This window comes from Collimonas arenae, from assembly GCF_000786695.1.
In the GTDB taxonomy this organism is placed as follows: Bacteria; Pseudomonadota; Gammaproteobacteria; order Burkholderiales; family Burkholderiaceae_D; genus Collimonas; species Collimonas arenae_A.
The window spans coordinates 2,113,442-2,131,230 of the sequence record NZ_CP009962.1 but is presented as its reverse complement, the minus strand read 5'-3'; the positions used below and the strand labels follow the sequence as shown (position 1 = coordinate 2,131,230).

Annotated in this window: 14 protein-coding genes; 3 read left to right on the top strand and 11 right to left on the bottom strand. The window is 56.8% G+C overall.

Going from position 1 to position 17,789, the window contains the following annotated elements:
- Window positions 1-45: 45 nt before the first annotated feature.
- From LT85_RS09590 to LT85_RS09570, 5 genes are all read right to left on the bottom strand, one after another.
- Window positions 46-2,430 carry a TonB-dependent siderophore receptor gene (locus LT85_RS09590; RefSeq protein WP_038487936.1) on the bottom strand — a complete coding sequence of 795 codons (2,385 nt, stop codon included), beginning with the start codon at window positions 2,428-2,430 and terminating at the stop codon, window positions 46-48.
- A gap of 199 nt (window positions 2,431-2,629) precedes the next feature.
- Window positions 2,630-3,613: a FecR domain-containing protein gene (locus tag LT85_RS09585; RefSeq protein WP_253273706.1), complete on the bottom strand. Its 984-nt coding sequence runs from the start codon at window positions 3,611-3,613 to the stop codon at window positions 2,630-2,632.
- On the bottom strand, window positions 3,589-4,089 hold the full coding sequence (locus LT85_RS09580) for a sigma-70 family RNA polymerase sigma factor (protein WP_038487929.1): 501 nt from the start codon (window positions 4,087-4,089) through the stop codon (window positions 3,589-3,591). Before LT85_RS09580 ends, LT85_RS09585 begins: the two co-directional genes overlap by 25 nt.
- 19 nt (window positions 4,090-4,108) lie before the next feature.
- Window positions 4,109-4,378: a hypothetical protein gene (locus LT85_RS09575; protein ID WP_156117480.1), complete on the bottom strand. Its 270-nt coding sequence runs from the start codon at window positions 4,376-4,378 to the stop codon at window positions 4,109-4,111.
- Window positions 4,379-5,164: 786 nt separating this feature from the next.
- A complete protein-coding gene (locus LT85_RS09570; RefSeq protein WP_038487923.1) occupies window positions 5,165-6,469 on the bottom strand; it encodes a replication-associated recombination protein A in 1,305 nt (434 codons plus the stop codon).
- A gap of 193 nt (window positions 6,470-6,662) precedes the next feature.
- Here LT85_RS09570 and fdxA point away from each other — a divergent pair, with 193 nt between their 5' ends.
- The gene (gene fdxA / locus LT85_RS09565; protein ID WP_038487921.1) at window positions 6,663-6,995 is read left to right on the top strand and encodes a ferredoxin FdxA; all 333 of its coding nucleotides are present in this window, start codon (window positions 6,663-6,665) and stop codon (window positions 6,993-6,995) included.
- A gap of 221 nt (window positions 6,996-7,216) precedes the next feature.
- On the opposite strand, the gene lolA is transcribed toward fdxA, so the two are convergent.
- The gene (gene lolA / locus LT85_RS09560) at window positions 7,217-7,816 is read right to left on the bottom strand and encodes an outer membrane lipoprotein chaperone LolA (RefSeq protein WP_253273744.1); all 600 of its coding nucleotides are present in this window, start codon (window positions 7,814-7,816) and stop codon (window positions 7,217-7,219) included.
- A gap of 101 nt (window positions 7,817-7,917) precedes the next feature.
- Window positions 7,918-10,260, bottom strand: a complete 2,343-nt coding sequence (locus LT85_RS09555; protein WP_038487914.1) for a DNA translocase FtsK — start codon at window positions 10,258-10,260, stop codon at window positions 7,918-7,920.
- A 376-nt stretch (window positions 10,261-10,636) separates the two neighbouring features.
- On the opposite strand from LT85_RS09555, the gene trxB reads away from it, so the two are divergent.
- Together trxB and LT85_RS09545 are read left to right on the top strand one after the other, a co-directional pair.
- On the top strand, window positions 10,637-11,593 hold the full coding sequence (gene trxB / locus LT85_RS09550) for a thioredoxin-disulfide reductase (RefSeq protein ID WP_038487911.1): 957 nt from the start codon (window positions 10,637-10,639) through the stop codon (window positions 11,591-11,593).
- 91 nt (window positions 11,594-11,684) lie between these two features.
- Window positions 11,685-12,329 (top strand): Smr/MutS family protein, encoded by a 645-nt coding sequence (locus LT85_RS09545; RefSeq protein WP_038487908.1) that lies wholly within the window; start codon window positions 11,685-11,687, stop codon window positions 12,327-12,329.
- A gap of 71 nt (window positions 12,330-12,400) precedes the next feature.
- On the opposite strand, the gene LT85_RS09540 is transcribed toward LT85_RS09545, so the two are convergent.
- From LT85_RS09540 to LT85_RS09525, 4 genes are all read right to left on the bottom strand, one after another.
- The gene (locus tag LT85_RS09540; protein ID WP_052134974.1) at window positions 12,401-12,943 is read right to left on the bottom strand and encodes a GNAT family N-acetyltransferase; all 543 of its coding nucleotides are present in this window, start codon (window positions 12,941-12,943) and stop codon (window positions 12,401-12,403) included.
- A 77-nt stretch (window positions 12,944-13,020) separates the two neighbouring features.
- A complete protein-coding gene (locus LT85_RS09535; RefSeq protein WP_038487905.1) occupies window positions 13,021-14,166 on the bottom strand; it encodes a PA0069 family radical SAM protein in 1,146 nt (381 codons plus the stop codon).
- A 251-nt stretch (window positions 14,167-14,417) separates the two neighbouring features.
- Window positions 14,418-17,426, bottom strand: a complete 3,009-nt coding sequence (locus tag LT85_RS09530; protein ID WP_038487902.1) for a beta-galactosidase — start codon at window positions 17,424-17,426, stop codon at window positions 14,418-14,420.
- Entirely contained in the window at window positions 17,423-17,743 is a 321-nt protein-coding gene (locus tag LT85_RS09525; RefSeq protein ID WP_038487899.1) for a hypothetical protein, read from the bottom strand. The genes LT85_RS09530 and LT85_RS09525 overlap by 4 nt, the downstream gene beginning before the upstream one ends.
- Window positions 17,744-17,789: the final 46 nt, after the last annotated feature.

Genomic DNA, 17,789 nt, shown 5'->3' with positions numbered 1-17,789 from the left:
GGAGGAAAAAGTTCCCCTCCCTGCCCGGCTATCCAGTAGCCGGGATCAGAAGTTATACCGTCCGGTCAACACAAAAACACGCCCCGGCTCAAAGCCAATTCCCTGGTCGAGATTCGCGAAGCTGCCATAAAGGTGGCGATTGAAGAGATTACGTGCGCCGAGAGTCAGCGACCATAATTTTGACGCATAGCGGATATTCGCATCGACAGAAACCTGACCGCCGATTTGCATATTACCGCTGTTGCTTGGGTACCCGCTACGGGCGCTAGCCCCCACGCCGTAACCCCATCCACGCCATGCAGCGCTCTGCAAATCGTAGCTGCTCCAGAAACTGGCCTGATGGCGCGAAATCAACGAAGGCTGGACATAAAAACCCGGCGGCTGCGCATACCTGAAATTGTTGTAACTGTAGGACGCGGTGAGATTCCAGCCTGGCAAGGGACTGCCGCTCAGATCGAACTCTGCCCCGCGGTTTGTGGTGGCAGGCAGCAGCGCAGTAAATTCATTATTATTAGCGTCGTAAGCATAGGCGTACAGGACCTTCGCATGTTCTATCCGAAACACCGACGCCGTCAACATCAAGCGCTCGTCCAGCAGATTTAATTTGACGCCCGCCTCCAGCGATTTCCCGTCCGTCGGCGGCAGGTTGTACAGGCCAGGCGGGCCGTCATCGTAACGAATACCGGAGGCCTGGGCCTGCAACACGAAGCTCTTTTGCCGATTGGCATACAGCGTGACGTTATCAGTCAGCTGATAGGATAGCCCGATGTTATAAATCGGCTTGCTTTGCGGATGTAATGATGTCACCGCCGCGGTTTGCAGATCGGCGCTATGTGACCAGGCCCGCGTGTAGCCGATATTCGCCAGCAAATGCCAGCGCCGCCAGCCCAGTTGGTCTTGCAGAAACCAATTGGTATAGTACAACTCAGATGCCGGCTCGTACGGTGTCAGCTTCGTGGAAGGAATCTCCGGCAGGCTGTCGCGTGAAAGCGTTGCCGGCACGGCAGGACCAATCTCCGCCAGCGGCACTGCAAACCAGCTGTAATTGACGGCGACACCGGCTAGCACGGTATGCTTGACCGGACCGGTATGAAAAGTACCGTGCACATTGTTTTCGAGATTCCAGCCATAGGACGTAGATGCCTGCGCTCGCGTCTGGCAACTTCTCGGCATGGCGCCGTCATCTGGCGAGGCGCTTTGAACGCAGTAGTATGAACGCGCAGACAACTGCGTTCGCATGTAGTTACCCTTGCTCTGCACGCCCCAATTGCCATCGAATTTCTGCTGCACGTCATAACTGCCGCCGATGCTGGTGCTCTGCAAACCATCGGTAATCTGGCCGTAGGGGCCTTTACCGCCAATCGGCAACAAATTGCGTTGATAGTTGAGGCCGGCCACGGCGATAGTGCCATCGTGGCGATAGCCAAGCGACGGGGCGAAATAGACGTCGCGCGCGCTGTCGTAGCGGTCAATTGCGTCCGAGTCCTGGCTGCCGGAAAGAATCACGCGGTGGGTCCAGACATTATCGTCCGACAGCGCGCCGGTGAGGTCGAGTGCAATCCGTTGATGGCCTTGGGTGCCGCTTTCCAGCGTCAGTTGCCGTACCGGTTCGGCTTGTGGTTGCTTGGTGATGATGTTGACCAGGCCGCCCGGCTCCATGTCGCCATTAGCGACGATCGAATCGGCTCCCTTGACGACATCGATTCTCTCGATCGCCGCCAGCGGCGTATGCAGCGGCGAGGCGGCGCTATCGATACGGGATGGTCCTTGCTGCAGGCCATTAATGCGTGTCGGCGCCAGAAAACCCCGGATATAGACAGATGTATCGACCCCGATGTTATAAATATTCACACCGCTGACATCGTGCAAGGCATCCAGCACCGATTGCGACTGCTGGTTCGTCATGAGTTCTTGCGTGACCACCTGTACCGATTGCGGCAGCTCCGAGAGCAGCGTATTGGTACGGCTGGCGCTGCTGCTATTGGTGGCGACAAACCCTCGATCCACGGATCCGTCTGGCCCGGGGAAAACGGTCATCTCCATCAATACAGAATCATCCCAGGCGATAACGGGAGCAGCACGTGCGACGGGATATGGCGCCGGCTGCTGCAGGGATCTTGTCCGCAAGATATAGCCGCCTTCTGCCTTGGCAATCGCTTCCAGCCCGGTGCCGCTCAGCAAAACGGCCAGCGCGTCGGCAACCGCATGATTGCCGCTCAGTCCCGGACTGTACTTGTCCTTCACCAGCGCCGGGTCATAGGCGAGCGAAATACCGGATTTGGCAGCAAAAGCCGCTAGTATCAGACTTAATTTTCCTGCACCAATCGCATAACTCTTAACCAGCTGCGTGGATTGTGCGCATACAGGAGAAGGAGCGCCAAAGCCAGCCGAGGCAAGGCACCAGCAAGCGATTTGTACGCGCGCAGCCATTGAGAGCGGCCGCGATGTATCAAAAAAACGTCGCCGAGAATTTTGTAGAACCATACGCATTGCTTTCTCGGTTAACTACCAGAAATGCCGGCCTGGCATACCCTTGATATTGATAGGGGCCTGACCATATCCCATCGAATTCCCAATCCATGAAGAACCGCGTATATCTATACGCAACCGACCCCTTAGACCTTAGACCTTAGACTTTAGTCACAGTGACCCAATACCGGCTTATTTTTTCTATCCGCACCGGCAATACCTTGCTTAGCAAATACAGCACCTGGTCCGTATCTTTCAACTGGAAGGCGCCGGAAACAAGCTGATCGGCCACCGCAGGATCGCAGTTAAGCCGCCCATGGCGATAGCGCGCCAGCTCGTCGAGGAAATCGGCAAGACGCATTTTGTCCGCTACCAGCACACCTTGCGACCACAGCGCCAGCGTGTCGTCGGCCGCCTGCACAGGCTCAACCCGGTTGGCGGTAAACACACATTGCTGCCCTGCCTTGACCAACACTGCCATACCCACGGACGCCCGCGGCACAATTTCGACCGAGCCTTCAAGCACCGCCACATGACTGCGCATGCCTTCCTGGCGGATATTGAAACGGGTGCCAAGCGCACGCAGCATGCCATGACGCGTTTGCACCATAAATGGCCGCGGCGGCGCCATCTTATCGCGTCCCGTAGTCACCAGCATTTCGCCGGTATACAAGCGCACCAGGCGCTGGCTGGCGTCGAACTTGACATCGACCGAACTGGCTGTGTTGAGCATCAGCTGGGTGCCGTCAGACAGCGCGATATCGCGCTGTTCGCCGGTGCCGGTCTGATAGTCGGCAGTCCAGTCCTGCCATGGCAATCTGGTGGCAAGCCATGCCACCGGGGCGGCAGTCAAAAGTACGGATAACGTTTTCAGCACTGCACGCCGCTGTTGATGGCGCGGTGTTGCGCGGTCGAGAACCGGCATGCCCAGTTCCGCCGGAATGTCGCTGAAGGCGCCGTTGAGTTTTTGCGCACAGAGCCAGGCCCGCTGATGCTCAGGACTGCGCGAACGCCAGCGCTGCCATGCTTGCTGATCGGCTTCGGTAGCTTCGCCGCCGTGCAATGTCATCAGCCAGGTTGCAGCCTCGCGAATAATCGCGGGATTGATTGGCGTGTCGCTCATGGCAGGGAAAAGATCAGGCATTGTTCGAAACCCAACACCATATGACGCTTGACAGTTCTCACTGAAATATTGAGGCGCTCGGCAATCTCCGCATAGGTCAGGCCTTCCAGCTGCGACAGCAAAAAGGTGCTGCGCGCCTTGCAGGGTAAGTTGTCCAGCATGGAGTCAATTTCAAACAAGGTCTCGAGCAATATCGCCCGGTATTCCAGCGACGGCGCCAACACCTCAGGCATCTGCGCCAGGGTCTCAAGATAAGCGCGCTCCAAGGCGTCGCGCCGGTGCGCATTGGCTACCAGGCCTTTGGCGATAACGGTCAGGTAAGCGCGCGGCTCCTCGATCACATCGATCGCGGGTTTCAGCAACACCCGCACAAAAGTATCCTGAGCAATATCCGCAGCGTGGTCGAAATTGCCGAGACGCCGCCGCAACCAGCCGACCAGCCAGTTATGATGTTCAACATACAACAACTGTATCGATGTAGCCTCAACCTTGGGCATAAGCAGCTCTCCTATGTGGCTATTTCGCAGCATTTCCCGGCATATGGCTGACAGCTTCCTGAGTGAAATACAGGCGTGATACGCGCTTTGCAAAAACCATCGGCAAAGCAAAGCCGAAAATCAATAATGCTAAAAAATACGCAAAAACAGCTTGGCTTTTTTCTAGTACAGGCGCTCCTGCGACGCCTCTTTGCAAAACGAAAACATTGCTTGAAGACGCGTACTGAATTTTAGCTCTACTTAATTCAAGACCAAAATGTAGGGCTAATTTGTGCTGCACGTCAACCATGCAAAACTGGCAAAACAACATAATTTTCTCGAAACATTTAATTATCTGAACATTTCCTTACCTTGCTAATAACAAGTCAGCAAACGGGAAACGCCACTGTTACCTGCATTTGCAATATCCGCTGGACATTCAACTAGACAAGGCTGTCTATGGAGAGGTGGTACGGTTACTGGCAGGAAATACGTCAAGTCATTCCACTCCATCAACAGAAGCAATATCGAGGCCAGCAACGCCGATTTTTCCATGCATTCTTCTTATCGTAAAAATCGTATATAGATAGAACAAAAAAATATATTGGAATAGAAAATGCCTTTCCTTTTTCCTCAAGCAATACAAACAAAGTATGGCAGCGCAGCAATCCATTGCCAGATATTGACGCCTCAAATGGCGCGCCATATGGAAAGAATTTTTTTGACATTAATCCGGATGGATTGCAAACGTGCACATGTTTGGTGCATGGCGCATTCGTAGCGACCGGAGAAACTCCGCTACGGTTCGGATGCGGAATGGCGCGTTCGACGTGCAAGCCTGCACTGTGCACAGATGATCGAGGGGAGCAGTCACTGTGACGGCGAACAAAAGTGACGGCGCATGGCGCCACAATGTTTTGTATTAACTTACGGAAGGTGGAGCCTGGAACGAATTGGCAAGGTCGCGATGCCTGATGACATTGCGCTCGCTCGATCTAAGATGTACTGGTCCGGACCAGGCACTTGTTTATCCATTAAACATCTCTTGCCGATTTCGCCCATCGCACCTATGTTAGGCCTGAATAGACTATGACAGTCATGTATTCTTGGCGTCGTCGTCGAGGCTTCTGAGAAATTGCATTTTCTCGGAAATCTTGGCTTCCACCCCCCGTGGTACGGGCTGATACCAATCTGGATTATCCATACCGTCCGGCAAATAGGTCTCGCCGGCAGCGTAAGCATGTGGCTCGTTGTGCGCATAGCGATACTCGTGGCCGTAGCCGAGTTCCTTCATCAATTTAGTCGGCGCATTGCGCAGATGCACCGGCACCTCGCGCGACTTATCCTTTTTGACAAACGCCATGGCTTGATTGAAAGCGTTGTAGCCTGCATTGCTCTTGGCGGCTATCGCCAGGTAGATGACCGCCTGCCCCAGCGCCAGCTCGCCTTCCGGAGAACCAAGGCGCTCAAAGGTGGCTGCAGCATCGGTGGCGATTTGCATCGCACGCGGATCAGCCAGGCCGATATCTTCCCAGGCCATGCGGATAATCCGGCGCGACAAATACTTGGGATCGGCGCCGCCATCCAGCATGCGGCACAACCAGTACAGCGCGCCGTCCGGGCTAGAGCCGCGCACCGATTTATGCAGGGCTGAAATCTGGTCGTAGAAATTGTCCCCACCCTTGTCGAAACGGCGCGAATTCAAGGTCAGCGCGTTTTCCAGGAACGCAGCAGTCACCTGCGTCACGCCGGATGCCTTGATTGCGCTGCCACTCTGCTCGAGCAGGTTCAGCAAGCGGCGCGCGTCGCCGTCGGCATAGCCGATCAGGGTATCGACCGCGGCGTCATCAAACTGCAGGTGCGACAGCACCCGCTGCTGGGCGCGCGCCAGCAACTGCTTCAATTCATCCTCGGTCAAGGCTTGCAGCACATACACCTGCGCACGCGACAGCAACGCCGAGTTGACTTCAAACGAAGGATTCTCGGTGGTTGCGCCAATGAATGTCACCAGCCCGGATTCTGCATAGGGTAGCAAGGCGTCTTGCTGCGATTTGTTGAACCGGTGGATTTCATCGACGAACAGGATCGTATGCTTGCCCTGCGCCAGATACTGCTGCGCCTGGTCCATCGCGGCGCGGATATCTTTGACGCCGGAAAACACCGCCGAGAGAGGGATAAATTCACAGTCGAACGCATTCGCAGTAAGGCGCGCCAGCGTGGTCTTGCCAACCCCAGGCGGCCCCCACAGGATCATGGAATGCGGCTTACCGGATTCGAACGCCAGCCGTAATGGCTTGCCCTCCCCCAGCAAATGGCTTTGTCCGATGACTTCATCCAGGGTTGCCGGACGCAGCGCTTCAGCCAGTGGTGGAGTGGGCTCTACTTTGAAAAGGTCTGACATGGGATGATTCTGTGAAAAGAGTGCTTTGTTTGAAAAGTGAAATCCGATGACGTATTAATCCCGTATTAATCCCGCATTTATCCCAATTGTGAGAGAATCCCACTCGATTTTGACGCCAGCGCCTGCGTTACGTTTGAGGCCAGCCCGAAGCAGCCCTGAAAACCTGATACGGCCTAACCCGGCCCAGCCCGCCATGCCCTTTGTCGTCACCGATTCCTGCATCCAGTGCAAATACACCGACTGCGTCGAAGTCTGTCCTATGGATTGCTTCCGGCAAGGACCGAATTTCCTGGTCATCGTTCCGGACAACTGCATCGACTGCTCGATGTGCGTGCCGGAATGTCCGGTCGGCGCGATCTACAATGAAATCGACCTGCCCGAGGAACAACGTCATTTCATCGATATCAACGCCCGCCTGGCCGTGCATCCCGACTGGAAGCCAATCACCCGTTCGCAAGCGCCCTTGCCCGACCACGAAAGCTGGAGCAAAGTCGCCAACAAACTGGAATTCCTGAAACTGGCTTAGAAGCTGTTGCAAACACACCTGGCGTTGTTGCCCTTACAGGGCGCGCCCGGGCTTGCAAGCCCGGGGCGTTCCGCAGGCAGACGACAATGTCGTCTGAAACCCCCGCTACACCCTCCTTGCCGTACTACTCGTACTGTCTTCGTCGGAGCACCTGGCCATTTGTGTTTGCGACAGCCTCTTAGAGAGCCTAACGCCAGGCTCCAAAGCGACATCCCGCAGGCTTATTGATTCAATACGTCTGCGCCCTTGGGCACGACAAACTTGAACTGCTCAGCCGACAGCGGTGGATTCTTGACGAAATTCTTGAAGGTCAGCAGCGACACCTGACCAAACGAATCGCGCAACTCCATCGCCTGCGGCAGGCCGTCGCGCAAGCCGATGCCGATATGGTCGAACGTCGTATCCTTGGCTTTCGGCGTCGCTTCCAGCCACTCCATGCCATCCTTGGCCTGGCCTTCTTTCAAGACGAAATTCTTTTCCAGGTCGTTGCTGCCGAACAGAATGGCCGCCGGTGAGGAACCGAGCGCATTGCCCAGGCTCTTGGTGGTCACTTGATTCAAGTCTTTATCGTAGATGAACAACTTGTCCCCATCGGCCTGCAGTACCTGTTCATATGGCTTTTGATAGGTCCAGATAAACTTGCCCGGCCGCGCGAAGACAAACACACCGCTCGATGTGCTTGAGACTTTCGGCGTCTTGGTGCCGGCGTCAATTTTCACCAGTTGCTGGAAGAATTCTCCCTTGGCCGAGTGCGTGCTGCTGACGAAGGATTTGAACTGCTCCAGCGCGCTGGCATTGGCCAGCGAGGGCAACAGCGCCATGCTTAACGACAGGCCGACAATGAGGCGACCCGATTTGAATTTGGCGAACAAATTGTTTTTCTTGGCGCCGATGAGGCTGGCGGTAATTTTCTTTTGCATATTTACTCCGTGTTGCTGTTCCCCGCAGGCACCAGGATTTCCCGGTTGCCATTGGATTGCATGGTTGAGACCAGTCCGCTTGTTTCCATTTGCTCCAGCAAGCGCGCCGCACGGTTGTAGCCGATGCGCAGGTGGCGCTGCACCAAGGAAATCGAAGCACGCCGGTTCTTGAGAACTACGGCAACTGCCTGGTCGTATAATTCATCGCCCTCGGTGCCGCCGCTGGCTGCACCGCCGCCGATAGCGCCGTCGACGCCATCTTCCAGCACGCCGCCTTCCAATATGCCTTCGACATAATTCGGCTCGCCTTGTTCCTTCAGGTAATCGACCACCCGGTGCACTTCTTCATCCGAGACAAACGCTCCGTGCACGCGAATCGGCAGCCCGGTGCCGGGCGGCATATACAGCATGTCGCCCATACCCAGCAGCGCTTCCGCCCCCATCTGGTCGAGAATCGTGCGCGAGTCGATCTTGCTGCTGACCTGGAACGCAATCCGGGTCGGCACGTTAGCTTTGATCAAACCGGTGATCACATCTACAGATGGGCGCTGTGTAGCCAGAATCAAGTGGATGCCGGCCGCACGCGCTTTCTGCGCAATCCGCGCAATCAGCTCTTCCACCTTCTTGCCAACCACCATCATGAGGTCAGCCAGCTCGTCGATGATGATGACGATAGTCGGCAGCTTCTCCAGCGGTTCCGGCTCGTCCGGCGTCAGGCTGAACGGATTCGGGATTTTCTCTTCACGCTTGTCCGCATCGATGATCTTCTGGTTGTAACCCGCCAGGTTACGCACGCCCAGCTTCGACATCAGCTTGTAGCGCCGCTCCATTTCGTTGACCGCCCAGTTGAGCGCATGGCCGGCCTGGCGCATGTCGGTCACCACCGGCGCCAGCAGATGCGGGATGCCTTCGTAGATCGACAGTTCCAGCATTTTCGGATCGATCAGGATCAGCCGCACCTGGTTCGGATCGGATTTGTAGAGCAAGGACAGGATGGTGGCGTTGATCCCCACCGATTTACCGGAGCCGGTCGTACCCGCCACCAGCAAGTGCGGCATCTTGGCCAGGTCCGCCACCACCGGATGACCGGCGATATCTTTACCGAGGGCGATAGTCAGGCTGGAAACACCGTCGTTGTAGACCTTCGAACTGAGGATTTCCGTCAGGCGCACGATCTGCCGCTTGGGATTCGGCAGCTCCAGGCCCATGTACATTTTGCCGGGGATCACTTCCACCACGCGGATCGACGTCAGCGACAACGAACGCGCCAAGTCACGCGCCAGGCCGACAATCTGACTACCCTTGACACCTGTCGCGGGTTCGATTTCATAACGCGTAATGACCGGTCCCGGATGCGCCGCAACCACCGTCACCTGGACACCGAAATCGGACAGTTTTTTCTCGATCAGACGACTGGTGAACTCCAGCGTCTCGACGCTCACGGTCTGCTGCGCCGGCGGCGCTTCATCCAGCAGCGACAAAGGCGGCAGATTGGTGTCGGGTAGATCTTCAAACAAAGCAGTTTGCTTTTCCTTCTGGACCCGCTCGGATTTCGGCACGGCGACGACTTGCGGTTCGATGCGGATTGGCGGCGCCACCACAATCTTGGCGCGCTCTTGCACCACCACCTCTTCGCGCTTGACGGCAGCAACCTGCCCGACCTTGCGATCCTGGCGGGCTATATAGAAATTCTTCAGCCACAGCACGCCGTTTTCTATGCCGGCGCCGATACGCTCCGCCACGGTCAGCCAGGAGACGTGGAAAAACAGACTGATGCCCAAAGCAAACAGCAGCAGCAGGAACAGAGTGCCACCGGTAAAGCCAAGCGCATTTTGCGCGCCACTGCCGATCAGTTGCCCCAATACCCCACCCGGCGCACGCGGCAACTGCATGTGCATCGAGTACATGCGGGTGTATTCGATGCCCATGCTGCCAATCAGAATCAGGACAAAACCCACGCCCCGGATCAGGCCTTCCTGGTGATGTTCCGGCTCGGCGTCTTTTGCCACCAGAAAACGATGCGAAATACGGCGGTAGCCTTGCCACAAAGTGCGCAGCAACAGCGCGCACCACCACCATGCGGATGCCCCGAAGACGAATAGCAGCAAATCCGCCATGTAGGCGCCGACATGGCCGCCCCAGTTGTGCAGGACCGGCCCCGAGCCAGAGCTCGACCAGCCGCGGTCGGATTTGGAGTAACTGGCAAGAATGATGATCAGATAGCAGGTAATGACCGCATAGATGATCCAGCGCGCCTCATACAAGAGCCGAACCAGACGGCTCGGCAAGGGCTGCTTCTCTTGCTGTTTGGTATTGCGGGTATAGGCTTGGCTTGTTCTAGTCATAAATCCGGTCAATGCTGCTTGAGTGTTACTTGAGTGTCGCTTATATGATGCTTCTCAATGCTTGCTGCCTAGTATTACTGATTACTGAAATTACTGAATGCGGTCCAATCATCCATGGCAAGTTGAAATTATGCACCCAATACCTATATATATAACCAGTGTTTGATGTTTCCAATTGAAACATGTTCAAAAAAACAAGCTTGGCTACTGTGAATTTTGATGCGCCGCACACGTGCAGCCAGTAGCTCGACTATAATCTTACCGAGTTTTTGAGCGTAATTTGATGATATTCAGACTATTTATCCGCCACAAGCGAGCATAAACCGGCATTCATCGAGCCCATGACGCTCCCGACATTTGTTACCTAAGGCCTTCCATGACTACTACCAAACCCGCCAAGCACGCCCATGTATTGATCCTCGGTTCCGGACCTGCCGGCTACAGCGCTGCTGTCTACGCTGCGCGCGCCAACCTGAAACCGGTGCTGATCACCGGCGTCGAGCAAGGCGGCCAGCTGATGACCACCACCGATGTCGAAAACTGGCCTGGCGATCCGCATGGGGTTCAAGGCCCTGAACTGATGCAACGCCTGCTCAAGCATGCGGAAGAGTTCAACACCGAAATCATTTTCGACCATATCCACACCACCAAGTTGTCGGAAAAACCATTTCGCCTGATCGGCGACAATGGCGAATACACTTGCGACGCCCTGATCATCGCCACCGGCGCTTCGGCCCAGTACCTTGGCTTGCCGTCGGAAGAAGCTTTCATGGGCAAAGGCGTTTCCGCTTGCGCCACCTGCGACGGTTTCTTCTATCGCGGCCAGGAAGTCGCTGTAGTCGGCGGCGGCAATACCGCGGTCGAAGAAGCGCTATACCTGTCCAACATCGCCAGCAAAGTCACCCTGATCCATCGCCGCGACAAGTTCCGCGCCGAACCGATCCTGGTCGACCGCCTGAACGCCAAGGTAGCGGAAGGCAAGATCGTGATCAAGTACAATCACACGCTGGAAGAAGTCACCGGCGACGCCAGCGGCGTTACCGGCATCAACATCAAATCGACAGCCGACGGTAGCGTCACGCCGATCACTCTGCATGGCGTTTTCATCGCCATCGGTCATAAACCGAACACCGGCATTTTCGATGGCCAGCTGGACATGCACAACGGTTACATCAAGACCAAAACCGGCCTCGAAGGCATGGCGACCGCCACCAGCGTACCGGGTGTATTTGCCGCCGGCGATGTGCAAGACCATATCTATCGTCAGGCTATCACCAGCGCCGGCACAGGCTGCATGGCTGCACTCGACGCCCAACGCTTCCTGGAAGACTAAGGCTCTACTCCGATGATCGCGACAGCTGCATGCCATCGCGATCATCGGCTGGCAGCCCAGCCGCCTACCACTACTAACAGACGTATCCATCATGGCCGGCCCGATCAAAGACTTCAGCGCTCTCAAATCGCTGCGCAAGGAAATCAAGGCGCAGGACGAAGCACGTCAGGCCGCCGCGGCTGAAACGAAACGCCGCGAACAGGAAGCACGGCGCGACGCCGACATATTCCGCAGCAGCATCGGCAACGTCAAACCACTCGCCGTACCACCCAAATTCACACCGGACACTCCGCGCCCGTTGCCGATTGCGCGCCAGCACATGGTCGACGAACAAGCCGCGCTGGAGGAATCGCTGTCGGACGATTTCAACATCGAAACCCTGCTCGACACCGACGAAACGCTCAGTTTTTCCCGCAGCGGCATCGGCCCTGACGTCATGCGCAAGTTGCGACGCGGTCACTGGACGATCCAGCAGCAGCTCGACTTGCACGGCCTGCGGCGCGAAGAAGCACGCGAAGCCCTGGCCGAATTCCTGCGTCTGGCTGCCAAGCGCGGCTGGCGCTGCGTGCGCATCATTCACGGCAAGGGCTTGGGCTCAGTCAATAAAGAACCGGTGCTGAAATCCAAGGTGCGCAACTGGCTGGTGCAAAAGGACGAAGTGCTCGCCTTCTGCCAGGCTACTGCCGCCGAAGGCGGTTCCGGGGCATTGCTGGTATTGTTGAAGGGCCAGTCTTAAACATCCCGAGACGACCGCTCTGCCGCCTGCAAATCACCTCCCGCTCAACAACAAACAGGCTGCAAACAAACTCAGTCACGCAACTGGCACGGCTTCCCTCTTTTGTTGCAGCAAAAAGTCAGCCGCATGGCGATCCGGTCCGCTAGCCCTGCCGCCACTTCCTGCCTCAGTGCGGCAGCCAGAAAATCCGGCACCGCGCCCAGCGTGACAAACCCGAACTTGCGATATAACGCCTGACTTGGCGCAAACTCTTGAAACGTCGTCAGGTACAAGGTCGGAATCCCGCGCGATTTTCCCCACGCGATGATTGACGCAAGCAAAGCGCTACCGATACCCTGGCCACCATAGGCAGGCAAGACATCGAGCTCCGACAGGCTGGCGACAGCGCCATGCATGGCGACGCAGGCAAACCCGAGCACCGTGTGCGCCCCATCTTTTGCCACCCACAGCATGCCTGCCGCTTGCGCAGCCAGCAATTTTTCGCGCGCTATCGTTTCGCCGCGCAAATGCAATGGCAGCAGCCGCTCAGGAAACAGCGTCGCTGCCGCCTGCTCCACCTCAGCCAATGACTCGACATCGCTTGCCGACGCCAACTCAACCCGATAATCCACCATTCGATTTCTCCGAGCATTTTCGTATCCAACCGCTGTCGCCGACACCATATCACCCTACCTCCGTATTAAAGAGATCATTAAAACAAATCCATCTGCAGCTTCGGTTTCTGCACTGAAGGCGGTTGCGGACGCTTGAATTGCGAGGCATCCAGCGTCGAAAACGATCCCCGCTGGACCAACCCGAAGCGCGCCACGGCTTTCTCATAACGTTGCCGTAAGAAATCCGCCCAGATACCCTCGCCGCGCATGCGCGTACCGAAATCCGAATCGTAATCCGCGCCGCCGCGCATCTCCCGGATATGGTTCATGACCCGTTTCGCACGATCCGGAAAATGCGCTTCCAGCCATTGCTGGAACAACGGATTCACCTCCCACGGCAAGCGCAACACGATATAATTGGCGCGCACCGCGCCGGCATCCGCCGCCGCCTCGATGATCCGCTCCAGATCCGGCTCATTAATAAAAGGAATTATCGGCGCAATGCTGACGCTGACCGGGATGCCTGCATCTGCCAAAGCGCGAATGGTCCGCAAGCGGCGCGCCGGCGCAGCAGCACGCGGCTCCAGCGTACGCGCAATGGCCGGATCAAGCGTGGTAATAGTGACCGCAGCCACCGCTTGCTTCTTGGCCGCCATCGCCGCCAGCAAATCAATATCGCGCTCGATCAGCGACGACTTGGTAATCATCGCAAGCGGGTGCTCGCAGTCGTGCAATACCTGCAGGATGCGACGTGTCAGCCCAAGCTCGCGTTCGCATGGCTGATAAGCATCGGTAGCGACGCCGATAGCGATCGACGACGGCACATAAGACGGCCTGGCCAGCTCGCGCACCAGAATTTGCGGCGCATTTACCTTGGCAAAGATCCGGCTCTCGAAATCCAGCCCCGGCGACAACCCCAGATAACTATGCGTTGGCCGCGCAAAGCAATATATGCAACCGTGTTCGCAACCGCGATACGGATTCAGGGAAACGCTGAACGGCAGATCCGGCGATACATTACGGCTCAGGATACTTTTTGCCTGCTCCTCGGTCACTATCGTCCGCACAAGAGGCGCCTCAGACAGCTCATCCTCAGCAGCGCCCCAACCATCGTCGAAATCCTCGCGCTGGTCCATTTCATAACGACCCTGCATATTATTGGTCGCCCCACGGCCTTTCAGCACCACGCTGGGGCCATGGAATTTGATTACCTGCGGCGGACGCTTTGTTTGATTGTCTGACATCACAACACCAATTACTGTACATGCATACAGTATATTAGCGTAAATCCGGCATTTTGCAACGACAACGTTGTGCGCTCCTACGCTATCGCCCCGTAAAGCGACAAAGATGACGGGATTAAGCGTGAAGCAGGGAAGAAACCGGCCGCTGCTGACGCAACGCCCCCTAACGGCCCGGCCTGCGAGCCAGTTGAAGCCAAGATAACCGGGACGAGCGCCCCGGTTTCCAACACACTATTTACACCGTGCGCCGGCTAGCCGACCTTGGTAAATTTCCAGCTTTGATTGGCGCCGCCGTTGTCATCCCACAGTGTGATGGCAGACACGTTGCTGCTGCCGTAGCTGGTCGGCGACGTGCCGGAGTTATTATCGTCGATCACCCGTCCGCTCTGCACGCCGCGGATCCCGAAGCTCACGCCGTCCGCCCGCGGCACCAACACAAACTGCTGGTTGGCGCCGCCATTGCCCTGCCAGATTTCCAGCGCGGTGCCATTGGCGGTTCCCTGTCCTGTGACATCCATGACCAGGCCGCTTTTGATATTCGTCAATTGCCAGACGCCGCCGCTGGATATCGTCACGCGCCATTGCTGCTCCTGGCCGCCGGTCGGGGCTGCAATCCCGAGCCGGGTGCCGTTGGCAGTACCACCCTGGTAAGCGCCCAGCATCAGGCTGCTCAGGGCGCTGGTGAGCGTATAGATGCCGTTGTTGACCAAAGCGGGAATGAAACGCCATTGCTGGCTAAATGGCCATTCCTGATTCGCATTGTCGACCGGATTGACCACGATGTTTGCCACCGAGCCAGTCGACGAGATCGACGTCGGCGCCTTGGATGCGCCATTGACATCCAGCAGCAGCTGGCTTTGCTTGACCGTCAGGGTATAGACGCCGCTACTGACGCCGCTGGCTTGCCAGCTTTGGTTGGCCCCGCCATTAGCGCTGTAAAGGATGACCGAAGAGCCCGCCGTCGAGCTGTTGTTGGCCACATCGAGCACCGCACCGGTACTGGCGTTGGCGATCTTCAGGTTGCCGGAGGTATCGTTGGTCACCGTCCAGCCCTGTGTCGCGGCGGCGCTCAATGGTTGCAAACCTGGGTAGGTATAGCTCGAACCGGCAACCGCCGCCAACACATCCAGGTACAGGCCGCTGTTAACGTTTTGCAGGAAGTAAGTAGTGTTGGCGACTGGCGGCGGCACTGCCGCCGTGCTGACCGGGCTGGTGACGTTCAGCGGCAAACCGCTTTCTCCGTAAAAACTCAGGTTGCCCGCGCTGCCTTTGATGAACTCGAATACGACGATGGTATTGGCGCCGCTGTTGAGCCAGACTCCCGGGCAGTAGAGCCGTGTTTGCGGACCCGCCGCCGTCCAGTAGCGTCCAAGATTGCGGCCATTAACGAATACGTAGCCGCTGCTCCAGGCCGACATGTCGATATACATGTCTTGCGGCGTGGAGATATTCACCGTGGCCTTGGCAAAGAAAGGCTGGTCGCTGGCAGGTGTAGCCGCGCTGAAGGTCAGCGCCGCGATCTGGTTCGCCGACAGCGGCGACAGCGTCATGCTCCAGTTGCTCAAGGCGACGCCGTTGGCGTATACATTGCCGGACAATCCCCTGCCCTCCTGGTTCATCACCGTGCCGTAGTTGGTGCGGCCAAACGACATGCAGACTATTTTCAACGTGGCGCTGGCGGCGGCGTTGCTGATACTGAACGAGGTAACCTGCGCCGGCACTTTGCCATCCGCAACCGTGCTCAGCAGCAGATTGGGAATCCGCACGCCATTGACATAGGCCAGCGCGTAATCGGGCGCGCGGTCGAAAGTAATGCTGAAGTTGCCGCCGGCCGCCGGCAAGGTAGTCTGATAAACCGCCACCCCGGAAGGATAGATGCCAGCATTTGCAGGTTGATTCTGGTTCATGGCCAAGGCCAGCGCTTCAATGGTTTGCGGCAGCGCATTCTGAATGCCGAGCGTCATCCCAGGCAAGAATTGACTATAGCTTAGCTGGCTGCTTGTCACCGCAGGCACGTCTCCGTCTGCAATATGCGCGATACCGGCAGGCAGTGCAGAGAACGGCACGCTATACGAAGCATTGGCGACGTAAGCCCCTTGGATAGGATAGAAATTCTGGTTTGCCGCACCCGATTCGGACACCGGAGCGCCGTAATCATAAGAAGTCATCACCGGCTGGCATGCTTTGTAACAAAGGCCGTTGCCGCCCGCCGTGAAGCCGAAGTTGCTGCCGCCATGGGCAACGTACATCACGAAAGAACATTTTGCGTTGGTAAGCGCGGTGATCTGGCTGACAAAATCGCCGACATGCAACGTCTGGTTTGCATCACCCCAGTTACAGATCCAGCCAGGGTAGCACTCCGCTCCAAACGCACCCACGCCATAATTGCTGGCGGCAGTCGCGTAATTGGCGACAGAGGAACCGTCCGCCGTCATGCCGTAGGCGGTATTTGCCGGCAAGGTGATATGGTTGTTCTTAAAGCCGCTGGCGTAGCCATCGCACACACAGAATTTTTCCGCATAGCCCAGCGCCGTCCATTGCTGCGCAATCGCATTTGGATAGGTGCCGTCATCCGGCGACCAGGAGGTATATTCATTCTCCACCGCCACCAGCATGATCGGGCCGCCGGCAGACAGGGTGCGGCCTTTGACCACATTGTTGTACAGCGCCGTATTCCACTTGTTGACGGCAGCCATGTAGCTGGGGAAATTGCCGCGGATCTGCAGGTTGCCGGAGCCATCCCTGAATTGCGGATCGGCCAGCATACGCGGCGGCAAACCGCCGAAATCCCACTCGGCGCACACATAGGGACCAGGACGCAACAGCACCCACATGCCATTTTGCGCGCACAGGTCGATGAAGTGACCGATGTTTTTATCGGCCGACGTGAAATCGAACGTGCCGTCGGACAGTTCGTGGAAATTCCACATGACATACAGCGAAATCGTGTTGCAGCCCAGCGCCTTGATCATCTTGATACGGTGATCCCAATATTGGGACGGCACACGCGCCGGATGGATTTCGCCGCCGAAAAACTGGAACGCAGAACCATCCATGAACCAGTTGCCGCTAGTGTTCCACGACAGCGTGTGATTGCCGCCGCTGGCGAACACCGGGTTGCCGCTGGCGCCGGCCGCTGCTGCTGCGGACGCCTTCGCGCTCGACGCTGCTGCGGATGAAGCACTGTCGCTGCCACCGACGCCACAAGCCGTCAGCAACGGAGTCACTACGGCGTAGCCCAGAAAATCTCGTCTTTTCATTGCAGGTCTCCTTTTTTATCGTCGCGACACGACGCATGCCTTGCAACTGTCAAATCAGATTGCAGCGTCGCCAGGGTAACAATCAAGCGCCCATGGCAATGCCGACACACGGTCCCGATGAGTGCAAATAGTAGTGTTGGCGCTGCAATCGATCCAATGAATTTTTCCATCGTACGCATACCGGTTTCGGCATCATTGACGAGCTGCGCTGCAACAAAACAGGCAGCGAAACGCAGCCGAATCCGCACGCCAATTTTTTTCGTGCGGCTGCTTTGATTGAAGCAAATGATAGCGATGGCATGGTTAAGGAATTGCACACAGGCCTGAAAAAGAAGGAAATTCTCGAGACAAAATTTTCTCCGG